The following is a 24363-nucleotide window of genomic DNA, read 5'->3' on the forward strand; positions in this document are numbered from 1 at the left end:
ATATTTTTTAAGACTTATCGGTTCTTGAAATCTGTTTTATCGAGTTGGTGCTTTCTTAGTTTGTCATACAGTGTTTTTCGCGATACCTGCAGCTCTTGTTGTACTTCTTTTAAACGACCTTGATGGCGATGTAGTGCCTCAATCAAGATAATTTGTTCAAAGCTATCGGTGCGTTGGTTTAACGACTGTTGTTGCTCTTCAATGCTCATATCGAGTTCATTTTGCTCATTAGTATCGTTGTCGAGCGACGGCTGCTTAATTTGAGTCAGCACTCTGAGTTCAGCATGTTGGCGAAGCTGACGAATGTTCTCCGTCCAATGCGTTGCAATGAGTCTCTGGATCTCTTTTTCTGTAATCACGGGTGGCGGCAGTTGATAGCGACTGGCTGCACCACGAGCAAAGTGTTTGAACAAAGAGCCAATATCTTCCGTTCTTTGCGCCAAGGGTAGTAAATTAAATCGGCGCAGTTCACCTGTAATTGTAGTAGGAACTACTGTAGTTGCGATAATGATACAAGTTGCATTGGTCTTGCATGAGTTTTCACGAAGTAGAGTGGGTTTTAGAGCGGCTAACCATAGCCATTGCTGCGAAGTTAACGCTTCTGTTTCATGGATATAGAGTGTTCCACCTTGATGCTTCAAGAACAGTTGCAAAATAAACTGATGGAATGTCGCTTCGTCACTGCGTGGCAAATTAAACGCCGCGACAGGGCAAAGCTCTGCGGTTTGATGACTGTGTAAATCATGGGTGTATTGTGCAGTGACCCTTTTCCCCGTCCCTAAATCACCAACAAACAATAGAAGTGGGTTGGTTTTGGTATCTAGGGTGATCAATTCTCGGCGTAATGCCTGCATTGATGGTGATTGACCAATCAGTTTCGGGCCAACCTGATTTTGCATTGCCAACTCTTTACGCAATAGGTTGTTCTCTTCAACCAGTGCGAGCTTATCTGCGGCTTTTTTAACGGCAGTGAGTAGGGCATCGACTACAAATGGCTTTTCCAGAAAATCGTAAGCACCGGCTTTCATCGCTGATACCGCGGTTTGCACGTCACCATGTCCGGTAAGTACGATGACCTGAAAATGAGGATTTTGGCTCAGCAACTTTTGCGTTAATTGAATGCCATCCATTACCGGCATGTGAATATCGGTGATGACAATTCCGGCTTGCGTGGTATCTATTTTCTTTAATGCCTCAATAGCATTGGGAAAGCCGACGATATCGATACCTTCAATGAGCATGGCTTGTTCTACCGAGTCTCGAATGGCGGGTTCATCGTCGACAAAATAGAGTTTAGGCATAGAGTGCAAAAGCTGATTCCTTAGCTGTAGGTGAGATTAGCAGTAATGTGAAATTCGTTTTCCGTTAACAATAACAACGGCGTGTTAGTGCTTATCGTTATATAACGGGATGTTTAGCGAGAATACCATGCCTGAAGGCTCTAACCGGTTCGCGCTGATCGTGCCGTGATACGCTTCAATAATCCGTTTCGATATTGAAAGCCCTAGCCCTAAACCTTCCGGTTTGGTGGTAAAAAACGGGTCGAACAGCTGTTCTAGCTTATCGTTCGGCATGCCAATTCCGTTATCCCAAATGATCAGCTGACAAGAGTCATGATGCAGTTGCCATTCGATGCCTATCTGTGGGCTAGCCTGTTGGTCAACGCTTTCCAGGTTTTGTTGCTCCTGCAAGATTTTCTGTTCAAGAACTTGATGTTGCAGCGCTTGAGTCGCGTTGTGAATCAGGTTCACTAGTACTTGCTCGAGTTCGGTTGGATGAATCGCAATATTGATGTCATCTGGCACCGTGCTTAGCCTTAGCGTAATTCCTTGCTTGATCATCAGCGCACTGAGAATACTGGTGGCGTTGTTGACCGCTTGGTGCAGGTTCGCCATATGATGCTCTTGTTTAGTGACCTTGCGAGTAAAGACTTTGAGTCGCGCGATGATGTCGGTAATGGTGTTGTTGAGGCCAATCATTTTCTCAAGATTGCTTTTCACCAAATCGGTTCGTTCCATTTCAAGCAGTTTTAAGCTGTTCTCACTGTAGGTTCGCAACGCTGCAAGCGGTTGGTTGATTTCGTGGTTAATGCTAGCTGACAGCTCGCCGAGTACCGCTAATTTCGCGGTTTGTGTCAGCTCTTGTTCTGTCTGTTTCAACTTGGATTGCGACTCTTGGTATTGAAAAAGGGTTTGTTGCAGCTGTTGATTGGATTGCTTCAAGTAGTGAGTGCGTTTATCAACGGTTTGCTCTAGGTTTTGGTTGAGTCGGGTCAACGCCACTTTCGCGAGATAAGTCTGGCGCCACGACCAAGCGATGAGCATCACCAAGCTGTAAATCACCACGAAGATGACATCGATCTGCAAGATTTTAATAAGTTCAGCTCTGGTCTCTTTTAGGGCAACAACTTGGTACTGATTGTTGCTGATGGTAGCGGGGTAAAGATTAAATGCACCAAGCTTGAATAACTGGTTGGCGGTGAGCTCTTTTCGGATTTCATTGGATTGAAGGTTGCTAGATTGATTGGCGTTGCTCGCTTCTGACTGAGAGCTTGAAGAACGAAAGGCTTCGATGATCGAAATTTCGCTTTGACCGTATTGGCGTTGAAGTGCGATATCCGTTTGTTGTTGCTGAGTTAGTGGCAACAATGAATGGTAAAGCCATGGAGCTTGGCTTGATAGAAAGACCACTTGGTTAGAGTCGAGTACTACGATCTCAAAATCGTCGCTGGTTAGGATGTTTTCGAGATTTTCTAAGCTCACTTTTACGGTGATAACGCCAACAATTTCCTTGTCGATATACAGAGGTGAAGACAGAAAATAACCGCGTACGTTCGAACGAGCGCCTAGCGCGACATATTGTGTGTTGTTACCTTGAATGGCAGAAGCAAAGTAGGGACGAAACGAGAAGTTCTCACCCACAAAAGTGCGAGGCTTTTGGTAATTACTGGAAGCGACCACAGTACCGTTCGGATCGTGAATATAGATGGTGTCGGCTTGGCTTTGATTCGACCATTCAAATAGCAATTGATTGAGCTGCGCAGCGGAAATCTTGTCTGCTTGTGGTGATGAGTCAAAATAAGAGAGCAAGCGCGGGTCATGGCTGAGCAAATCCGGGATCTGTTTGAATTTATCCAATTCAGAGTCGATTTGTAGATTGGCTTTACTTGCTGCTTCATCGAGTTGCTGAGTGACGATTTTTTCTTGGAATTGCACTGCCATAAAGTGGGTTGCGGTCAGCCCTGCAGCTCCCAATAACAATGAGAATAAAACAAAGGGTGTCATTAGGTTAGGCAGTATTTTGGTCACTCGGATCTCAGCTTGTCATCGGTTTGTATAAAGATTATCAATATGATGGAGAGAGTACCGAGATCTTGTTAACACAGAGCACCTTCTGTGAGACAAAACCATGGCTTAGACTTGTGTTTCAAAGGATTACGGCGCAAAATCACAAAAAAATTTAAAGGAGCAAGCAAATGGAACTGACAGATATTCGTCGCGAATACGCTAAGGGTGGATTGAGACGTAAAGACTTGGCCGCAGACCCGATTGAGCAATTCAATTTATGGCTAGAGCAAGCCATTGAAGCGAAGTTGACGGACCCTACTGCCATGACAGTTGCTACGGTTGATGAAAATGGTCAGCCATTCCAACGCATTGTTCTGCTGAAGAATGTGGATAAAGACGGTTTCGTTTTTTACACCAACCTAGGTAGCCGTAAAGCGCACCAGCTTGAGCACAACAGCAAAATCAGTTTGCACTTTCCTTGGCATCCACTTGAGCGACAAGTTCATATTACGGGCACGGCTGAAAAGCTGACGGCTATGGAAAATATGAAGTACTTCTCGTCACGTCCAAAAGAGAGCCAATTGGCCGCGATTGCAAGTAAGCAGAGTAGCCGCATCTCAGCGCGTGGGATCTTAGAAGGTAAGTATCTAGAGCTTAAACAGAAGTTTGCCAAAGGCGAGATTCCCGTGCCTTCTTTCTGGGGTGGCTTCCGAGTTCGTGTTGATAGCATTGAGTTCTGGCAGGGTGGTGAACACCGCTTGCACGACCGTTTCTTGTTCTCTCGCCAAGACAACAGTTGGGATATTGATCGTCTAGCGCCTTAGGCTGCTTGATCGCTTAGCTGCTTAACAGATCCAAAAGTGCCGTTGATTAGACTGATCAAATCAACGGCATTTTTTTGTCTGGATTTTCAGCTGAACAGTCAATCAGTCACTGTGCAGAACAACGGAGATCTGTTTTTTGAGCAGAGTTTCTGGGATCACTGAGCCCAATCCTGAATCCAACGCATACTCAATCAATTGGCTTTTACTGCGTGCATCAAACTTCTGTTTCAATCTAGCGACATGACCTTCGACCGTTTTGATTGAAATGTTTAACGTCGACGCGATGTACTGTGGTTTCTTGCCGAAAAGCAGTAAGAACAGCACCTCTGATTCTCTCGAAGTCAGCCGCTTTTGCAGCTTAGACACGCGCGGCTCTGACCCCGCAAGCGATGCATGATCGCCTTTTGTCCCTGTGGCCTGACAAACCCAATGACCAACCTCTAAGATCGCGGTATCGGTAAGCTCTTGGCCATAGAAGATGGTGCCTTGGACGTTGTCGTCATCATCAAGCCAAGGGGTTTTGGTAAAGATATGGGCGTGCCAGCGTCCGTCTGGATAGGGGTGAATATCGAGAATCTTAAGGGTACTGCGTGTATCCATTACATGTTTGTCTTGAGCCCTGAAATCTTGTGCGCACTCAGTGGTTTGACTGGGCATGTCGAAGTCGGTCAAGCCAGTACAAGTCTCATTGGGTTTTAAGCCAATCAATTGGTTGTAAGCAAGGTTGGCATACACGAAGACCGAGTCAGTATCTTTGCAGCCCCAGCAGCCTGGAAGTTGTTCGAATAAAGAACGATGTATGGAGTTGAGTGGATCTGGCAAGGTTTTATCTCGTAAGCTGAGGTATGGCAATGATATCAGTTTCTTATAGCGCTGCAATGGCAATTAGAGTACGAAAAATAAGGGGTGACTGACAGTTAAACGGACTGTTGATTAACTGTGTCAATCACGGAGAATCGATGGGCATAAAGGGTGATAATCAGGCAAAAAAAAGCCAGCCTGAAGAGGGGCTGGCTAAAGACAAGATATGCCTTGTCGACATGTAGAAGATTTTCAGTCTAATTTACGAGGGTCAGGTAAATTAAACTGAGGCATCAATTTGATACCCAGAGTGACTTACTACTCTATCGACGAATCTACTCCTAGGAGTGCTTATGCATAAGGGGGGAATTCCCCTATAAATGTTGCTCAATGTGATAATTGAGAACCTAGAGTAAATATTTGGGGTTCTGAGCCTATGACTGGGAGCCTACAGCTCTCGTACTACTCGGAATCCTAGATAGTTCGCTGCCGTTGAAGGCGGTACGTACAGTTCGTTAAACACTTTTGCTTCTTCAGGAGAGAAGCTCCACGCGCCACCTTTGGCTAGGCCCTTTTGAACGGTTGTCCACTCCCATACATTGCCGACCATGTCGTAGAAGCCCGTTGGTGTTGGCATGAATGATTTAACAGGAGACGTACTGACGTTTGACCAAGGTGTACCAGCCCAGCCTGTATTCGCTTTACCTGTGCGGAATTCGTTACCCCACCAGAAGTTGGTGTCTTGGCCTGCTCTTGCTGCGGCCTCCCACTCTTGTGGTGTAGGAAGGCGATACGTGAAGCCAGTGCTCTCAGATAACCAGCGAGTGTAGGCTTGAGCATCGTTTTGGCTTACACAAACCACCGGAGAGTTGTCAGCTTGTTTGAAGCCCGGTTTTTGCCAGTCATTGTCGGAGACTGAAGTAATCTCGGCATTGGTGAAGGTGTCGCAGGTGTTCATTAGCTCAGCATCTGTCTGATAGCCAGTACTCTTAACGAACGCTCTAAAATCTTGCACACGTGTCGGGGTCGCGGCTAATGCAAACGGCTGTTTGATCGTCACTTGTTGTGCGTTATTTTCACCCAGTAGGTAGCGACCCGAGCCGACAACAATCATTTCAGGGCTCTGAATGTCGTTACCCATCGGATCGGCAAACTTGGTGCCGACATTTAATGAATTCTGTTTCGCTTGCAATACGGCTCGTAGGTTGTGATCGCGGGCTATCTTCAGCTCTTGATGGAAAGAAAGGTAGCCTTCTTTTTCGATCGTGACCATGTGTTGGCCCGTCGGTAACATCACTTCAACCGGTGTACTGCCATAGTTCACGCCGTTGATAGAAACATTGTCGTTGTATTGATTTGAACGCACCACCAAGTTAACCCAAGCAACTTCTTTTTGCTGGTCGTTGGCTTGTTGCTCGCTTTGTGTGAAACAGTTTGATGACTGAATACCAAGCAGGCGACAAGGTGTGTTCTTATCTGGACGAGTTTCTAGGTTCGCCGCAATCACCGCTCGGTAACGGTTATCTTCAGAGAAGCCAGAGGATTTCACTTTGTGTTGCAGAACGTGAATGTTCAGCGAAGCAGACGCAAGGTGCTCTTTCACTGTTTTCGATTCAGTCGCGTTATCGATTAGGCTGTGTTGGAATTGTTTTACCGCTTTTTGAAGTGCCAAAGTCACCGTTTGGTCTGAACACTGCGCCAGTGTCATATCGCTGCTGCAACGGTTGGTAAAGCTAACAGTTTGCTCTTCCGTCTGAGTGATCTCGTATCTTAGTCGCTCTGCTCTTGCTCTTAGCTTGTCTTGGTTTAGGTTTGCGATTGAAGCTTCTGCCGCGGCTTTCTCGGCTTGGATAGCCTCAAGCTCCATCACCAAGCCTTGCTGCTTTTGCTCTGAGTCTGAAATCGCAAGTTTGCCTTCTTTTACGGTTTTCCAAGCGTCTTGGAAGCGTTTTTGAGCAAGCGAGATATCGAAATCGGGATCATCAATCATGCGCGTGTAATCTTGCTCTAGGCTGGCTTTTGCCTTTGCGAGTGTTTGCTCTGCTTGAGCTGATAACTCAGCTAGACGTGCCGTTTGCTGCGCCTGATTGTCGACTTCGTTTTGTTTGTCGGCTAATTTCTTTTCAACAGCCGTTAAGTCGGCATGCTTTTCAAAAAGTGAGCTTTCAATGTCGGTGACAGATGACGCGATCGCTGGTGGTGTTGCCTCAGCAAAAACAGCTGGCGTCATTAAGCATGGAGCAAGTGCAAATAATAGAGTAGGAAGACCTTGGCGCATGATGGGCTACTTCAATCGTAATTTAGGTTAATCGAATATTCTAAACGAGAACGCCATTTCGTCTGCAGCTACTGTTTATAACGATCAAACAAGGTTATAACGACCGTACAGTTTATAACGATCATACTGTCTATAACGATCATACAGATTATAACTACCAACAAAATGGCGAGTATTCATTCAGCTTTGTGAAATAGGCACGGCTATCTTAATTAGAGCGCTGAGCTATTCATACTGGACTTAGCTTTCTTTGCTAGGAAGAAGCTTAACCCAAATCGTGTCGCTGCCGTTGATGGTAACTGTGCGGTTGTAAGACTCGTAACCTTGTTTTGAAATGGTTACTTGGTGACGACCACTTGGTAGCGCAACCTCAAGAGGGGTGCTGCCATACTTAATGCCGTTGATGGTTACTGAGTCGTTGTACTGATCAGAACGTACCGTCACGTTAGCCCACTGTTTGTCACTCTTCTTAACGACTGCTGCGTCACTGCCTGTTAAACAGTAGCGAGTCGAAACATTCAATAGGTTACATGCTGCAACTGCTTCAGGTTTTGCTTGAAGTTGAGCTTGCATCTGCATGAAGTAAGAGTTGTTACCAGAGAAGCCGCTCTTGATCGCTTGGCTGTCTTGAACATGGATATTCAGCTGAACACCTTGTAAGTTTTGCTTCGCAAGTGTGCTTTCTGTGAGCTGCTCAAGTAATTGGCTCTTGAACGTTTGCACGGCTTTTTGATTGGTCAGGTGTTTACCCTGTGCAGTACACTCACCAAGTGTCATTGTTGATGAACATGTGGTGGTATAGCTGGTTTCAAGCACCGCACTTTCACGCAGTTCTGTTGCGATACGTTTTACGCGAGCTTCAACTTTTGACTCTCTCAAGTTTGCCAGCTCATTATTCAGGCGAGCTTGCTTTTGCTTGATTTGAGAAAGGTGAATTTCGCTCTCGTTGATCGCTTGTTCGTTATCTAGCTGAGACGATTGATTCTCTTTAACCGCAGCCCAAGCGTCTTGGTAACTTTTCTGGAAAGAGACTAAATCTGTTTCTGGATCTTCAAGCAAGCGACTGTACTGTTTGTCGAGTACAGACTTGGCTCTGTTACGTTTTGCCTTAAGTTCTTCACCTTCGCGCAACAACTTGCTGTTCTTGTTTTGAAGTTGTTTTAGGTTTTCAGTCGCCGATACTTTGGTTGCTGAAATACGCTCAATATCTGAGTTTTTCTCTGTTAGCTTTGCATCGATAGCTGAAACGGGATCGACTTGATTCAGTTCTTCAGCGGATACCGATGCAGATACCCAAAGTGGGGATAGCGCAAGTAAAAGCGCTGAAATTCGAAAGTTAGTCATAGGTCCCTGCAACTTGTAGATTGAAAATTGGCTCGTTAATAAAGTGTCTACTTCCTAGTTGTGAGTCACTAGTTATTAGCAATTAACACAGTACCCGTCTTTATACCGTTTTATTGCTATCCAATCTACTCAAAAGCCAAGTTTCGGTACTTCGGATACACTTTTTACAGGCTTATAGCCAATTATTTGAGCTATATAAGAAAATTTATTCATTATGTTGGCGTGAAAAAGCATTTATTGACCACATGGTTTTTCGTGCTTGTGTGATTGCTTGTGAAGTCCCTAAACTCGCCGGAACGATTGGTTTTACAATGCCCGTAGTTTGTACACTCTTGATCATCTTTCCGGAGGCATGATCAAGACGATCGCGATAATGATCTTTTGCTAAAGGTGAGGAAATGACTCTCATGATCATTTACAAATTCATCTTATGCGCATTTAAGAGTATTATTCTTACTATGTTGACCCGAGTATTTTTCTGTCATGTCTAAACCTTTACCCTTTCCTAACCTAGACCTTTCTCCGCTAGGCCTTACTGGCCCTCGTCCTGCTGAGATCATCACTTTGCCATCGCATATGGATTGCCACGATCACCATTATTCTCAGGTGGTGATTGGTTTAAAAGGTCAGGCGGAATTTGAAGTGAGTGGTAAGGGGAATCTTGTTGGCCCAGGACAAGGTTGTGTGGTGACAGCGAGCTCTGATCATGCTTTCGGCGGAGTGGTTGGTCAGTCGGATATTCTCGTGCTCAACATGCCTATGCCAACCGATGATGACCCTCTGATGCTAGAGAAGATTAACCAGTTAGAATCATCGAACGTCTACTTCCAATTAGATGCGCAAATTCAAAAGCTTATCCATATGTTGGTGCAAGAGATGCAGGCCAGTCCTGATGATCTGTTATTAAGCCGTGCGTGCAATGACACGGTGATTGCATTGATGCAAAGGCACATCTCGGCATTTGAAACCTCAATCAAAGATTCACGCTTTGATCTTGAAGCGTTGGATCGCTACATAGAACAGCATTTAGCAAACAAGATCTCCGTCGCGCAGCTTGCGGGTAGTGTGTTCTTGGGTGAAAGCCAGTTCCATATGTTATTCAAAGAGCAAATGGGCATTACCCCTCACCAGTACGTTCTTGGCAAGCGCATCGACCGTTCTCGTCGTTTAATTGAACAAGGTAATCTAAGCCTTGGTCAGGTCGCTGAACTGGCTGGTTTCTCCGGTCAATCTTCCTTTACTCACACCTTTTCACGCCTTCAAGGCATGTCACCATCCCAATACAAAAAGAAAATTTCTGTTAAATAGTGAAACAAAACGGCATATTATTTTAAAGTTTCATATGTGACCTTGTGTTTGTTTTGTTAATAAAGCGAGTTTTTAGCAAAAAACTCGGAGTTTTTGACAAGTAATCCTTATATACTCTAAATACACTGCAGCCATTGTAGAGATCCCGAACTCTTTTCGGGTGTGAGATTAAGGAAAACGCATGTTTACAGCTACTGATGTGTTAAAGCCAGAATTCAATGAGCAGTCGCTTGCTGATCTTTGGACGCTTATCTCACCATTATATATGGTGGATGAAACCCAATGGCTAGAGCAACTTCTGCCGCTAGCTACCCCTTCTGAGTCTGAAAAGCAGCAAATTACAGACAAAACGACGTCGTTGATTGAGTCTATCCGTGCGGATAAAACATCTATTCAGATGATCGACGCCTTGTTGCTTGAATACAGCTTAGATACTCAAGAGGGCATCTTGCTAATGTGTCTGGCGGAAGCCTTGATGCGTATTCCTGATTCGGCAACCGCTGATGCGTTGATTCGCGACAAACTTAGCGTTGCGGATTGGAAATCTCACCTGAAGAATTCTGACTCGGTTTTTGTTAACGCATCAACTTGGGGCCTAATGCTAACAGGCAAGGTGGTTGGACTTTCATCTAAAGAGCAGAGTGCAGGTCAAGCGGTTAACCGTTTAGTGAACAAGCTTTCTGAGCCGGTGATTCGTAAAGCGATGCACCAAGCGATGAAGGTGATGGGTCACCAATTCGTTCTTGGTCGCAGCATTGCTGAAGCGCAGAAGAACGGTAAGTCTATGCGTGACAAAGGTTTTACCTACTCATACGACATGCTAGGTGAAGCGGCACTGACCACTGCTGACGCAAACAAATACTTCAAAGATTACCTAATGGCGATTGAAGCCGTAGGTCGAGACACATACGTCTCTTCAAAATCTAGCCCAGCACCGTCTGTTTCTATCAAGCTTTCTGCGCTTCACCCACGTTATGAAGTGGCGAATGAAGACCGCGTACTGACTGAGCTATGCGACACGCTAGAGCAGTTACTGCGCCGTGCGATTGAGCTTGATGTTGCGATCACGATTGATGCAGAAGAAGCGGATCGCCTAGAGCTTTCGCTTAAGTTATTCGAAAAACTGTATCGCAGCGAGCTAGTGAAAGGCTGGGGCAAGTTTGGTCTGGTTATTCAAGCGTATTCAAAGCGTGCGTTACCGGTTCTAGTTTGGCTAAACCGCCTAGCAAAAGAGCAGGGTGACTTAATCCCACTTCGCCTAGTTAAAGGTGCTTACTGGGATAGTGAGATCAAATGGTCACAACAAGCTGGTTTCGATAACTACCCTGTTTACACTCGCAAAGAAGCGACTGATGTAGCCTACCTAGCGTGTGCGCGTTATCTATTGAGCCCAAGCGTTCGTGGCAATATCTTCCCGCAGTTTGCTAGCCACAATGCTCATACGGTTTCCGCTATTGCAGTGATGACAGACCATAAAGACTTTGAATTCCAACGCTTACACGGCATGGGTGATTCACTTTACAACCATGCAATGGAAGCTTACCAACAGTCGGTACGTATTTACGCGCCAGTTGGTAGCCATAAAGATCTACTGCCATACCTAGTACGTCGTCTGTTAGAGAATGGTGCAAACAGCTCGTTTGTACACCGTTTGGTTGATGCTCGTTGCCCTGTAGCAGAGCTAACACAGCATCCAGTCGACATGCTTTTGGCATTCGATACGTTGAACAACACTAAGATTCCTCTGCCGCCAGCGGTATTCCCTGAGCGTAAGAACTCATACGGTGTGAACATTGATATCGAGAGCGAAGCGCATCAGTTTGAAGAGCAAGTAAAAGGCTTTTTGAACAATCAATGGACTGCTGGACCTGTGATCAACGGCGAATCTCTTGCCGAAAGCATGATCAAGGCTGATCAGAATGTTGAACAAGTAACAGCACCTTACGATCGTCGTATTAGCGTGGGTCAGGTGGCTTTTGCAAACCTTGATCATGTTTCCGCAGCGATCACTGGTGCAGACGCCGCATTTGCTGATTGGAATGCGACATCGGTTGAAACCAAAGCCGCTGCGCTTGAGAAGTTGGCGGATCTGATGGAAGAAAACCTGGCTGAGCTGGTGGCAATTTGTCATCAAGAAGCGGGTAAGACAATTCACGACAGCATTGATGAAGTGCGTGAAGCGGTCGACTTCTGTCGTTACTACGCAAAACAAGCGAACAACCTACAAGGTTTTGAGCTAAAAGGCTTTGATGGTCTAACTCGAATCGCTTCGCGACAAGGTCGTGGTGTATTCGTTTGTATCAGCCCTTGGAACTTCCCATTGGCGATCTTCCTTGGCCAAATTACAGCTGCACTAGTGGCGGGTAACACGGTTGTGGCGAAACCTGCAGAGCAAACAAGCTTAATTGCAGCTCGCGCAGTGGAATTGATGAATGAAGCGGGTTTCCCTGCTGGCACGATTCAGTTACTACCGGGTCGTGGCGCTGAGATCGGCAGTGCGCTAACCAGTCATGATGCGATTGCGGGCGTTGCCTTTACGGGGTCAACACCAACAGCACAACGTATCAACGTGTCATTGGCGAGTCGTAACGCTAAGCCTGTTCCGTTTATCGCGGAAACCGGTGGTCAGAATGCGATGATCGTCGACAGTACCGCACTGCCTGAACAGGTAGTCCGTGATGTTATTCGTTCGGCATTCGCTTCTGCAGGTCAACGTTGTTCTGCGCTACGTGTGCTTTACATTCAAGAAGACATTGCAGATCGCGTGATTGGACTAATTCACGGTGCGATGGATGAGCTAAGCGTTGGTATTCCACATCTTCATAAAACGGATGTGGGCCCAGTTATCGACCAAAACGCGAAGCAGAAGTTGATGACGCACCTAGAAAATATGACTAAGACCCAGAAGAAAGTGGCTCAACTTTCTCTAGGAGCGGATTGTGAACATGGTGACTTTGTTCCACCAAGTGCATTTGAAATCGATGACATCAGCTGTTTGAAAGAAGAGCAGTTTGGTCCTGTACTGCATATCGTTCGCTTCAAAGCGAGTGAGTTGACACAAGTAGTAGACCAAATTAACCAAACCGGTTTTGGTCTAACTATGGGTATCCACAGCCGTAACGAAACAACTTACCGTTGGATCGAGAAACACATTCGTGTGGGTAACTGCTACATCAACCGTGACCAAGTGGGCGCTGTTGTTGGTGTTCAACCATTCGGCGGTCAAGGTTTGTCGGGTACTGGCCCTAAAGCGGGTGGTCCTCACTACCTATACCGCTTTACTGATGTTCATTTTTCTCAATCACAAGACAAGGCATAAGGAGCAGTATCATGGTTCATCAAGTGACAGGTTTTTCTGATGCTTTGTTAGCGTGGGAACAATGGAATCTTACCGACTTTGATCATAAGAGTGCTCAGGTACTTGCATTCAAATCAGAGATCGAAAGCCAATCTACGTCTTTGGCGGCAGTGGCAACTTATCACCTAGAGCAGGCCTCTGCGCTGCTTTCTGAGCAGCACCTAATGGCTGGCCCGACTGGTGAAACAAACGAGCTGTATGCTGCAGGACGTGGTGTGGCTTTGGTGATTGTTGATGATTGCCAAGACAAAGAGCCAGCACTGCAAACAGCAACCGCGATGATTACCGCAGCACTATTAGCGGGTAACAGCGTGCAATTGTGCAGTGATGACGTGCAATTCAACACCTTGATCGCTGATGCAGCGAAACAAGCGAATTTACCGACGAACTTGGTGCAGGTTGCTTCGTACGACGCGGCTCAACAGCTGCTGTCTTGCGATGTACGTAGCGCAGGTTACGTAGGTAACTCACAAACGGCTCAAGCTATCAATTTACAACTTGCTAAGCGTGACGGTGCCATCGTCAGTTTAGTAGCTGAAACGGATCTGACAGCAATGCATGTTGCTCACGATCCACACTTATCGCTGCGTTTCATTACCGAGCGTACGCGAACTATAAATATAACAGCCGTGGGCGGTAACGCGACCTTGCTCGAACTTGGAAGCGAAGCTCACTAACCTTCAGTAACATTGGCTCTAAGCACTTTTGTTTTCTCCATTGTTGGTTTCACCATCTTTGGATTTAACTCATAGTGCCTTGGAGCCTCAATACCTAACTCAATGCACTCGCTTGCCTTTACGGTGAGTGTCTTGCATTGAATTAGGTATGGAAGGCTTTTTACAAATGAGGACTATCAAATGATAGAAAACAGTTTTGCAATAACGACGACGTTCATTGCGTATCTAATTATGATGCTGGCAATCGGTGTTATTGCTTACAAACGTACTTCTAGCTCGACAGACTACTTCCTAGGTGGTCGTTCGCTAGGCCCATGGCCTGCTGCACTTTCTGCTGGTGCATCAGACATGAGTGGTTGGCTACTACTTGGTCTACCGGGTTACGCTTATGCTGCTGGTTTTGAAGCATTCTGGCTTGCTGGTGGCCTGCTAGTTGGTACTTGGGCGAACTGGTTAATCAGTGCTAAGCGTCTGCGTACTTACAGCATTACAACAGAGTCACTGACGCTACCTGAGTTCCTATCTCGTCGTTTCAATGATAATTCTAAGCTGATCCAAACAATTTCTGCTTTCTTTATCCTTTTATTCTTCCTTTTCTACACAAGTTCTGGCTTGGTAGCAGGTGGTAAATTGTTTGAAACAGTATTCGGCCTAGATTACACAACAGCGGTAATCATCGGTACAGTATGTGTGGTTTCTTACACGCTATTTGGTGGTTTCCTTGCGGTATCTTGGACGGATTTGGTTCAAGGTCTGCTGATGTCTGCTGCGCTATTGATTGTACCAATCGCAGCGATGAACGGTGGTCTTGGTCAGCTATCGACTGATCTTCACAACATCAACCCACAGCTTCTCACGCTATGGAATGATGTGAAAGGTGAGCCACTTTCTGCTATCGCGATCATCTCGCTAGCGGCATGGGGTCTAGGTTACTTCGGTCAGCCACACATCTTGGCTCGTTTCAAAGCAACACGTAGCAACAAAGACCTAACAACAGCGCGTCGTATCGCGGTGGTATGGTCTGCTCTGTCTATGGTTGGTGCAATGCTAGTAGGTCTGGTTGGTCTAATCTACGTGACTAACTCTGGCGCGCCTAAGCTAGACGATGGCGAGAAGATCTTCATGCTTCTTGTGAACGCGATGTTCCACCCAGTAATCGCAGGTATCTTACTTGCTGCAATCCTAGCGGCAATCATGAGTACTGCGGATTCACAGCTACTTGTATCTTCATCTGCACTAGCAGAAGATCTGTATAAGCAAGTACTTAAGAAAGATGCGACGTCTGAAGAGATTGTTCGTGTAGGCCGCTTCGCGGTTATCCTAATCTCTTTGATTGCACTTGTGCTAGCGATGACGCCAGACAGTTCAGTACTTGGCCTTGTGTCTTACGCATGGGCTGGTTTTGGTGCTGCATTCGGCCCAGCTATTGTATTGAGCCTGTACTGGTCTCGTATGAACCGTAACGGCGCTCTCGCGGGTATCGTGGTTGGTGGTGTGACTATCGTACTTTGGAAACAGTTCACGGGCGGTTGGTTCGATGTGTACGAAATCGTACCGGGAATCATCCTATCGACTCTTTCTATCGTTATCGTGAGTCTAATTACGGGCGAGCCTGAAGACGAAGTTAAGAAGCAACACGCTGAGTTCGAGAAGAACCTAGTTGAGCTAGACTAATTTACATTGTAAAAATACCAATGAATTAGCAAAAGACATGAACAATAGAGTCACTTCGGTGGCTCTATTTTTTTATGTGAGTACGACCTTTGTCTTATTTCAAATTAAGTTTATTCGAGGTTTTCTGATATTGAAATGGGGGTTTACAATGTAAATCGAAAGCGAAGGATCTTGAGCGAGAAATGAAAGGTCTGTCTTGTTGGTGGCGTTTGATGTCAAAAAATAAAATAGAAAAATGGCTATTTTTTGAACTTGGCGCTCACTTTTGTCATTAGCTCGGTGAATTGTGGAACCGAATTGGACATGATGTGTCAATTGTCAGTAACCACTAAAGACCTATAGGACAAAGGTATGCCTGATCTCTATTGCAAAGGATGTAAAAAAACAACACTACATAAGTCTATAATGAAACGTTGTGAATCAGAGCCCGAGACAGCTTCTGGCCGTATGATGCAATGGACGTCAAAACTATTTAGTGGAAACCTGTACTACGATATGGAAACTCAGCACTTCTGCCGCACGTGCAATTGTCGTTGCGAAACTGGAAGTGCTGTTCCCCAAGTTGGCCTAGCCTAACTCATAGTAAGTGCTTACTAACTTGATTCAAAAAACCTCCGTGCTAGGAGGTTTTTGTGTTTCTAAGCAGCCTTGAGTGCAAGCTTAGCTTCAATGGCATTGCCATCAATCTTCACTTCCCATCCATAGTTTGAGTATTCATTTGCTAGTGCCTGAGCAACATCTTTTGATACCGTTACGTGTGTCCATGAACCAATACCGTAAGGTTTATATGCGAGTTCTTGCGTTTTCATAATAGAGTCATCCTTTCTCTTTGATAATTATATTATTCACTTTGGCCTATATCCTTTCTTTCGTTTCCGGCTCAACTTATTTGTTAATCGGGTCATTTCTATAATAATTTGTTAATAACCAGAGTTTGATTTATAAGGGTTCTTATCTATTTGTATGTGTTTATATCTGGCGTGAATATCATCCGTGCATTTAGTTTTTAAATGTGTGAGCGAGGTTTTCTTCGATTGCACTTGGTATGGAATATACTGAGCGGAATTTAGAATGTTTAAGGAATGTTATGTCTCAGCATCAGCTCGATCGTATCGATAAAGAGATACTAAGAATTCTGCATATGAAAGGGCGTTTACCTGTTGTTGAACTGGCAAAACAGGTCAACCTTACGACGTCACCTTGCTCTGATAGACTCAAGCGATTGGAGAAAGAGGGCTACATCACGGGCTATCATGCTGAGCTTTGTTCAGAAAAGCTGGGACTCGATGTTCAAGTCTTTATCCATATCCGTCTCGATCAGACTAGCTTTTCGATCTTCGACAAATTTGCCCAAGCCGTGGAAATGATGCCTGAGGTGGAAGAGTGCTACTCACTGTCGGGTGACTTTGACACCATGATCAAGGTTCGAGTGAAAGACATGAAGGCGTACCAAGCGTTTATGGCAACGAAGTTGGGCACCTTGCCTGGTGTGATTCAGACACGTAGTGAAGTGGTGATTGAAGAGCATAAAAAGGGCTTCGGCGTGAACCCTGAGTTGTTGGCAACTCTAAAATAGTGGCCTAATTTCGCTTACCAACGTGATTTAGATATAAAAAATGGAAGCAATAAGCTTCCATTTTTTGTTGAGCGTCAGATAAAGAGCAATCCGATAAACTTGTTCGCCTTAAAGCGTAATGGCCGCAGAGATTAAGCCAATCACACCACCGAATACACCGCCCCAAACCACAAGCCAGCCAAGGTGTTTCTTGATCATGGTCTGAACCATCTCTTTAACCAGCTTAGGTGTTAGTTCATTCAAGCGCTGATCGATGATCGCCTCAATGTTTTCTTTGATTTCATCCATCATCGCAGGCGATTCTAGCTCGTCTTTGATGGCATTTTTTACAGAATCACTCTTGCTGATTTCAATCACAGATTCTTGCATCTTCTCAACAAACGGCGCTTTCATTGGCTCTAGTGCTTCTGTGCCACCAAACATTGCCAACATACCGCCAAACTGAGAGTTCTCGATAACATGCACCAGTGAGTCGAATGCAGGGTTAAAGTCGATCTTCTGAATCACAGGCTCTAGATTGAGCGACTTTCCTGTCATCTCGCTGCTTAGGAAGCGGTCGATGTTACTTTCTGTAAAGAATTGCTCCATCATCAGTTGCTTGATGGCTGCCTTGAACTCTTCAAAGCGCGCTGGAATCACTCCAGAACCGTATAGGCCGGGTACTTTCTCGAACAACATGTGAATCGCAAGCCAGTTGGTGATGGCACCAGAAAAGGCGAATAGGCCTGCATAAAGCAAGTATTGGTTTGCTGTCGCATAGCCGCCAGCAAGCAGCGCTAACGCGATAACGTTAGTTAAGACACTTTTGTTCATGGTTGATCTCTAGAAAGAATATTGCGCGCATTTTAAGAAAAAAACGCCAAGAAAAAAACAAAAGGATCGATGAAGTTTATTGGACAGGTAGCAAAGAGCGCCAAATAGCAGGCATAAAAAAGGCTAGCCTCCCCCCGAAGTCTAGCCTTATTCCAGAACGCGCAAGCGAGGCGTCTTTGGTGTTAATGTCATTATATAATTACGACATAACATTCTGCCATGTGTAATTTACCGCTAATAAACAAATTGGTGTGAATCACATCGCACTTTTAAAATAGCACAAAAATTAAGCGTTCGTAGCTTGCTCAAGATCATCGGCAATAAAGCCACCGGTCTGGTGATTCCACAATTGAGCATAGATGCCATTTTGTGTAATCAGCTCTTGGTGAGTGCCTTCTTCAACGATATTGCCTTGGTCGAGTACGATCAGGCGATCCATCGCTGCGATGGTCGACAGGCGGTGTGCAATCGCAATAACCGTTTTGCCTTCCATTAGCTCAATCAAGCTCTCTTGAATCGCTGCCTCTACCTCAGAATCGAGTGCAGAAGTTGCTTCATCGAGAACAAGTAATGGAGCATTCTTTAGAAGAACACGTGAGATAGCCACACGTTGACGCTGACCACCAGAAAGCTTAACGCCACGTTCACCTACTTGAGCATCGTAACCAATGTTGCCAAACGGGTCGGTTAGCGTTTCGATAAACTCATGCGCGTGTGCTTGTTTAGTTGCCGCGTATACTTCTTCGTCTGATGCCTCTGGTCGACCGTAAAGAATGTTGTCTTTGATCGAACGGTGCAGCAGTGAGGTATCTTGGGTCACCATACCTATGTTGCTACGCAGAGAATCTTGAGTAACGCTCGAGATCTCTTGGTCATCAATCAGGATGCGACCACTTTCTACATCGTGGAAACGCAGTAGTAAGTTAACTAGGGTCGATTTACCTGCACCTGAACGGCCAACCAAACCCACTTTTTCACCCGGTTTGATGTTGAGGTTTAGGTTGTTGATCACCCCCTTATTCTCACCGTAGTTAAAGCTTACATTGTCGAAGTTGATACCGCCTTGTGGAACCTCCAGAGGCTTCGCGTCTTTCTTGTCTTCAATAGCAATAGGCTTAGACAGAGTTTTAATGCCGTCAATCACGGTACCAAGGTTCTCAAACAGACCACCAATTTCCCACATGATCCATTTCGACATGCCGTTAATACGCAGAGCCAAGCTGACCGCAATCGCGATTGCACCCACGGTGATTGCGCTATCTAGCCATAGGTAGATAGAGATACCCGCAATGCTGAACACCAATAGATAGTTAGCGAATTCCACGCAGATGTTGAAGCCGGTTACCAAGCGCATTTGGCGGTGCACAGTATCTAGGAAGCCTTCCATGCCTTCTTCGGCGTATTCGGTTTCTCTTTTACTGTGTGAGAACAATTTCACCGTCGCGATGTTGGTGTAGCTATCAACAATACGACCTGTCATCAGTGAACGAGCATCCGCTTGCTCTGAAGACACGTCTTTTAGCTTTGGCACGAAGTGCAGTTGAATACCGATGTAAACGAATAGCCAAATCAGCATCGGAGCCATCAAGCGCCAATCTGATTCAGCAAGCATGAACAGCATCGCCGTGAAATAAACCGTCACGTAGACAAACACATCGACCATCTTGGTCACAGTTTCGCGCACTGCAAGCGAGGTTTGCATCACTTTGGTCGCGACACGTCCGGCGAAGTCATCTTGATAGAAGGACAGGCTTTGCTTCAAAAGGTAGCGGTGTGCTAACCAACGAATCGACATTGGGTAGTTGCCCAGCAAAGTTTGGTGAAGCAATAGCGAGTAAACACTGATCAAGATTGGCATCACAACCAACAGCAGAATACCGAGCCCCATCAATGTCGATTCGTTGTCTGCTAAGAAAGTGTCTGGGTTGCTTGTTGATAGCCAGTCGACCAATTGCCCCATGTAACCGAACAGCGCGACTTCGATGATCGCGATGGTCATGCTCATCAACCCGAGCAAAATCAATGGTTTTTCGAAACCTCGAGTGTAATGGCGGCAGAATGCCAGTATGCCAGTAGGAGGTTGTATCGGCTCTCCCTTTGGAAAGGCTTCAGTAAAGCCTTCAAATTTCTTGTACATAGATTTCCCTTTATAAACTAGTGCATCTATAAGCGACTGCATCGTTGGTGCAGCTTTGTTTTTATGGTCTTGATTCGAAATTTAACTGTCTTAGTTTGAAATTATATAAGCGCCCATGGGTTCTTATCAGTATTAAGTCATTCGATGGATTTTGTTCTAGCGCCTATTTAGGCACTTGGCTTTAAAACACTAAAACTTTGTCTAAGCGATACAGGAAAGGTCCAAAGAGTGTCTTTCATGACGCTTATTTTAGATTGAATTAGACAGGAAAAGTTAAGCTTATTTCAAACGTAATTGATTGTTATGCAACGGTGATAATCCTAACGTTAAATGGATTGAATTGTAATCAAAACTCGTGATGGGCGAGAAAATGGAATCAGAATATTTATCCATAAAGTGACTTAACGAATATGCATACAGTTGGTTCTTTCTGATGTGCTGTTATCTTGCAGTAAAAATTACCGATTAATCTAAGATCTGCAGTAATTGTTTGGGATAAATATTCAAATAAATATTCTTTTCAGTGAATCTTGTCGTAACAAGTTGTTTACAATTCTGAAGTAAATAAAAGATAGGGACGGTTGAAATGTTAAACCTACACAAAAAATCACTTCATATCACTAATGTTCAAAACGCCAATTGCGTTGTTATGGTGCCACCAAAAGAGTTTAAATTTAACGAAGAAACAGCACGTGATAACGAATTTCAGCACAGAGTTAATCTGACCGAAGCTGAGGTGAAAGTAGAAACGATGGCCGAATTTAAAGCTATGGTCGCTTCGTTGCGTAAAGAAGGTGTGCAAGTTGTAGAGTTTGATTACCCAGAATTGGGCGTTGAAACTCCGGATGCTGTTTTCCCAAACAACTGGTTCAGTACCTGTAGTGATGGAAGCTTATTCACGTTCCCTATGGCGTGTGAAAACCGTCAGAATGAAGTTAAGCCAAATGCTCTTATTGAAGCGTTAGAAGCGTCGGGTCGCATTGTTAACCATAGCGAGTCTCTAGAGTCTTACATCGCGCAAGGTTCTTATCTAGAGAGCACGGGCGTGATGGTTATCGACCATATCAACAAGACCATCTACGCTGCGCTTTCTCAGCGTTGTGACCGCGAAGTGTTAGAAGATTATGCGAAGCGCATTGGTTATTCTCGCGTGGTCTCGTTCCAAACGGCATTACCGTCTGGCCAACCGATTTACCATACCAATGTGATGATGGCGATTGGCGATAACTTCTGCGTGATCTGTGATGAAGTGATTCCTGAGTTTGAACGCCGCTTTGTGGTGAAGTCGCTTGCTAAAGATAAGCAGGTTATCTCTATCTCAATTGATCAGATGAACCGTTTCTGTGGCAACATCCTGCAGCTTGAAACCGTGAATGGCGACAAGGTGATCGCGATGTCTCAATCGGCTTACGATGCGTTTTCTCCAGCCCAGTTAGCTCAGCTTTCGACGCATGGAAAGCTGCTGCCATTTAACGTGAAAACGATTGAAGACATTGGCGGTGGTTCGGTGCGATGCATGTTGGGTGAGGTGTTTTTACCAACGCGAGTAAATCGTCTGTAACAAGCACTCACTTTCAGTAATGAATCTTTGAATACCACTCTTATCGCAGAGTGGTATTTTTGTTTTTGTCTTTCACATATAAGAGAACAGAGCTCGATACAGGAGTCAACGCGCAAAAGCTAATGGAAATAAGCTATGAAGCGTCCTTAAAAGCTCTGTGTTCGATGAACTGAGCCGACAGTGTTACGACTTCTTTGGAGTAGACAAGCGCCGTGTGGTTGAGTTTGAGGGCGTAAGTATCCGTTGCTCCTCTCAGGTTGGCGTCTTCGAGTGTGACTGTGCCATCGCCCGGGTTTTTCCCCAGTACAATACGTCCAACTCCGGCGTCGTAGGTACCTGTAATCACGCCAATCGGCACATCAATATCGTAGTCACCCAGGCCATCGCTTAAGATCATTTTGCTCGAACCAAATATAAAACCAAGCCCATGATTCGACAGTGTTTTGGCGATAGTTGCCCCATTGTGCGGCGTCCCTGCGGTAATAATGCAGGTGTCGGCAAAATTGGGCTGATAAAACTTAAAGTAGTGACGAATGAGTAAGCCACCGAGTGAGTGACCAAAGAAATAGACCTCATCGTACTCATTAAAGCGAGCATTTACGAAGCGATTGAGGCGTTTGGCTGCAGAAGGGAAACGCAGCGAGTTGTAGGCAAACTTGTGCGTTGTAAAGCCGCGTTTTTTGAAGTTTCTATCCAGATATAGCATGATCAACGCAGGCATATATAGACCATGAATTAAAACTATATGTTTGTTTTTATTATTCATTTTTGTCCTCCGTCTGATGATGTCCCCAGTATATTTAGTCGCAAATCTAAACTCAATAAAACTTGCTGTGAATGGGACACAATAGACAGAGAGTGTCGTAGTGGCAGTTCGTTATTCTGACCTGACCCCGCCATAAACGTCTATAGTTAATCCCCCTTGTTTGGCATAAGTATTGGGTGTTAGGCCAATGGTTTTCTTGAGGTAACGAATTAGGTGCGGTTGGTCACTAAACCCAAATTGAAAGGCGACGTCCATCCAGTCGATGTCATCCAAATTTCTCTTATACAAGTATTCCAACATAGCTTCGAGTTTGTTCATCGATTGGCACTGTTTTAATGTCAGCCCTGTTACCTTGTTGAAGCTTCTCTCTAATGTTCTTTGCGAGCAAAACAGCTTGTCGCCAAGCTCTGCAATCGGTGTCGAACCAAGCACAGCCAACACCTTACGTGTGAGTTCGCTGTGCCTATCCGTTTTAGCTGTCGATAACCAAGGAAGCAGCAAATCATCTAACTGCTGACAGCAGGCCTCAACATCGGTTTGAGCGAGCTTGATCAGTGACGTTGCATCAGCGTTTGGCTTGTTTAACAAACCTGCGAGATTGACTGGACTCACCCTGTCCAAGCTAGGGTGAGGGCAATCTGGGATAACCAGTGAATACAAGGCACCGACATGGAATTTAATGCCCAAGTGAACAAAGGGCTTCGAGTGATCCAATTCGATGGCTTTATGGTGTGGTAACAGCAGATGGCTGCCAACGCCTTGATCGACCTGTTGCTCAATCGTGTAGTGATATACCTGCTCGCTTGGCGATAAGATCAGGTGTGCCGATGGATCGGGATTGAGTATCGGAAATTGATGAGTTTGAGCGTCGGGCGTCTTTTCAATCAGCCAGTAGCAATCAATGAACTGAGCAACTACAGGGGGCTTTGGAGACTGTAACCAATTGATCATTAAACCTTCTATTTCAGATGATTGTCACCTCCAACTATATGTGGATATCGTTGGAGGTGACAGTTTTTATCAGTATCAATTGTTAGAACTTAGTCTTGATGTTTGTTAATCCGAATCAAGGCTAATCAGTTTCCTTTAATTCGCTAAAATCAAACTGCAAGATACGATGCTTTGATGATAACCCAGCGCGTGTGATGGCCTTTTGTGCGCCAATATTACTGCTTTCCGTAGAGCACATAGCTTCTAACCCTTGGCTATTAGCGTGTTGCTTTAGAAAGTGAATAACACGCGTCGCTAAGCCTTTACCGCGCTCTTGTTGAGCGACAATCATACCCAGGTCGGCAAACTGTGTTTGATGCTCATCGAACTTACGGCACTCACCGGCTGCGAGAACGCTGCCATTTTCCCAGTAGCCCCATAACTCTTGGCGGGCAATCAAATTGCCGTAGTAGCCGGTTAACCACTCTTTTGGCGCACCAATCGTTGATGAAGCAAATTCGACTAATTGATCGAGTTGTTCTTGCGTCGCGAGAGTCATCTCGATGTCTTCAATACGACCTGAATTACGACTAGAGTTAGCTTCTTGGTCTTGGCAATACATCAAGGAGTTCACCTTAAATGAATGGGTGTTATCCATGCATAGTGACAAGTATTGTGGTTCTGCCGTGCTTACGAATGCGCCTTTCACTTCACCAATCACAGAGCTGTTGTTTTCTACGATTAAGGTAAACAAGTCTTCTATATTGGTGTTGGCTGTTGGTGCTAGGTAGAATTGAAGTAAGTAACCTTCTCCGTTCAATACGCAATACCCCACAAGTTTGTCATCTTCGTAAAAGCCGTAATGGTCAGACATAGGTACAAAGCCAAAATGCCACATGCCATCGAGTGGAGCTGTAGATTCAGCAAAGTAAGCCGTTTTAAGTTCGCTTAAGTCGCTAAGTACTGAGATTTTTTTGATGTCTAACATCGCGTTAATTCCTGTTGTTTCGATTCGGTAGAGTGCGTGGT

Annotated in this window: 18 protein-coding genes; 7 read left to right on the top strand and 11 right to left on the bottom strand. The window is 45.2% G+C overall.

All coding sequences use genetic code 11. The features are described from left to right. Nucleotides 1-14: 14 nt before the first annotated feature. Nucleotides 15-1301, bottom strand: coding sequence for a sigma-54-dependent transcriptional regulator (locus A136_RS07790; RefSeq protein WP_017065145.1), 1287 nt, complete (start codon nt 1299-1301; stop codon nt 15-17). An 84-nt stretch (nt 1302-1385) separates the two neighbouring features. After that, on the bottom strand, nt 1386-3308 hold the full coding sequence (locus A136_RS07795; RefSeq protein WP_029235285.1) for a sensor histidine kinase: 1923 nt from the start codon (nt 3306-3308) through the stop codon (nt 1386-1388). A 167-nt stretch (nt 3309-3475) separates the two neighbouring features. Here A136_RS07795 and pdxH point away from each other — a divergent pair, with 167 nt between their 5' ends. Further along, a complete protein-coding gene (gene pdxH, locus A136_RS07800; RefSeq protein ID WP_017061203.1) occupies nt 3476-4111 on the top strand; it encodes a pyridoxamine 5'-phosphate oxidase in 636 nt (211 codons plus the stop codon). Nucleotides 4112-4213: 102 nt separating this feature from the next. Here the strand turns inward: pdxH and A136_RS07805 are convergent, their stop codons facing one another. From A136_RS07805 to A136_RS07815, 3 genes are all read right to left on the bottom strand, one after another. Continuing rightward, nucleotides 4214-4996, bottom strand: coding sequence for a helix-turn-helix transcriptional regulator (locus A136_RS07805; RefSeq protein WP_032546896.1), 783 nt, complete (start codon nt 4994-4996; stop codon nt 4214-4216). A gap of 364 nt (nt 4997-5360) precedes the next feature. Further along, nucleotides 5361-7190: an SUMF1/EgtB/PvdO family nonheme iron enzyme gene (locus tag A136_RS07810; protein WP_017065148.1), complete on the bottom strand. Its 1830-nt coding sequence runs from the start codon at nt 7188-7190 to the stop codon at nt 5361-5363. A 240-nt stretch (nt 7191-7430) separates the two neighbouring features. Beyond that, nucleotides 7431-8534, bottom strand: coding sequence for a PEGA domain-containing protein (locus A136_RS07815; RefSeq protein ID WP_017065149.1), 1104 nt, complete (start codon nt 8532-8534; stop codon nt 7431-7433). A 483-nt stretch (nt 8535-9017) separates the two neighbouring features. On the opposite strand from A136_RS07815, the gene A136_RS07820 reads away from it, so the two are divergent. From A136_RS07820 to putP, 4 genes are all read left to right on the top strand, one after another. Continuing rightward, a complete protein-coding gene (locus tag A136_RS07820; protein ID WP_017065150.1) occupies nt 9018-9842 on the top strand; it encodes an AraC family transcriptional regulator in 825 nt (274 codons plus the stop codon). Nucleotides 9843-10023: 181 nt separating this feature from the next. Next, nucleotides 10024-13161, top strand: a complete 3138-nt coding sequence (gene putA, locus A136_RS07825; RefSeq protein WP_017065151.1) for a bifunctional proline dehydrogenase/L-glutamate gamma-semialdehyde dehydrogenase PutA — start codon at nt 10024-10026, stop codon at nt 13159-13161. 11 nt (nt 13162-13172) lie between these two features. Next, nucleotides 13173-13877 (top strand): 1-pyrroline-5-carboxylate dehydrogenase, encoded by a 705-nt coding sequence (locus tag A136_RS07830; protein WP_017065152.1) that lies wholly within the window; start codon nt 13173-13175, stop codon nt 13875-13877. Between the two features lie 183 nt (nt 13878-14060). After that, nucleotides 14061-15551 carry a sodium/proline symporter PutP gene (gene putP / locus A136_RS07835; protein WP_029235287.1) on the top strand — a complete coding sequence of 497 codons (1491 nt, stop codon included), beginning with the start codon at nt 14061-14063 and terminating at the stop codon, nt 15549-15551. Between the two features lie 638 nt (nt 15552-16189). Here the strand turns inward: putP and A136_RS22830 are convergent. After that, entirely contained in the window at nt 16190-16360 is a 171-nt protein-coding gene (locus A136_RS22830; RefSeq protein ID WP_017065154.1) for a hypothetical protein, read from the bottom strand. Nucleotides 16361-16638: 278 nt separating this feature from the next. Between A136_RS22830 and A136_RS07840 the strand changes: the two genes are divergently transcribed. Beyond that, nucleotides 16639-17127, top strand: a complete 489-nt coding sequence (locus tag A136_RS07840) for an Lrp/AsnC family transcriptional regulator (protein ID WP_004732526.1) — start codon at nt 16639-16641, stop codon at nt 17125-17127. Between the two features lie 108 nt (nt 17128-17235). On the opposite strand, the gene A136_RS07845 is transcribed toward A136_RS07840, so the two are convergent. Together A136_RS07845 and A136_RS07850 are read right to left on the bottom strand one after the other, a co-directional pair. Beyond that, nucleotides 17236-17940: a hypothetical protein gene (locus tag A136_RS07845; protein WP_017065155.1), complete on the bottom strand. Its 705-nt coding sequence runs from the start codon at nt 17938-17940 to the stop codon at nt 17236-17238. A gap of 286 nt (nt 17941-18226) precedes the next feature. Further along, a complete protein-coding gene (locus A136_RS07850) occupies nt 18227-20077 on the bottom strand; it encodes an ABC transporter ATP-binding protein (protein ID WP_017065156.1) in 1851 nt (616 codons plus the stop codon). A gap of 586 nt (nt 20078-20663) precedes the next feature. On the opposite strand from A136_RS07850, the gene A136_RS07855 reads away from it, so the two are divergent. Next, nucleotides 20664-21638, top strand: coding sequence for an arginine deiminase-related protein (locus A136_RS07855; RefSeq protein ID WP_017061193.1), 975 nt, complete (start codon nt 20664-20666; stop codon nt 21636-21638). A gap of 133 nt (nt 21639-21771) precedes the next feature. Here the strand turns inward: A136_RS07855 and A136_RS07860 are convergent, their stop codons facing one another. The 3 genes from A136_RS07860 to A136_RS07870 form a co-directional block, all read right to left on the bottom strand. Then, complete coding sequence (locus A136_RS07860) at nt 21772-22404, bottom strand: esterase/lipase family protein (RefSeq protein ID WP_017065157.1); 633 nt, start codon at nt 22402-22404, stop codon at nt 21772-21774. Between the two features lie 111 nt (nt 22405-22515). Further along, nucleotides 22516-23355, bottom strand: coding sequence for a helix-turn-helix domain-containing protein (locus A136_RS07865; protein ID WP_017065158.1), 840 nt, complete (start codon nt 23353-23355; stop codon nt 22516-22518). Nucleotides 23356-23476: 121 nt separating this feature from the next. Beyond that, the gene (locus A136_RS07870; RefSeq protein WP_017065159.1) at nt 23477-24322 is read right to left on the bottom strand and encodes a GNAT family N-acetyltransferase; all 846 of its coding nucleotides are present in this window, start codon (nt 24320-24322) and stop codon (nt 23477-23479) included. Nucleotides 24323-24363 lie beyond the last annotated feature (41 nt).

The sequence above is a fragment of the Vibrio crassostreae 9ZC13 genome (assembly GCF_000272045.2).
In the GTDB taxonomy this organism is placed as follows: domain Bacteria; phylum Pseudomonadota; class Gammaproteobacteria; order Enterobacterales; family Vibrionaceae; genus Vibrio; species Vibrio crassostreae_C.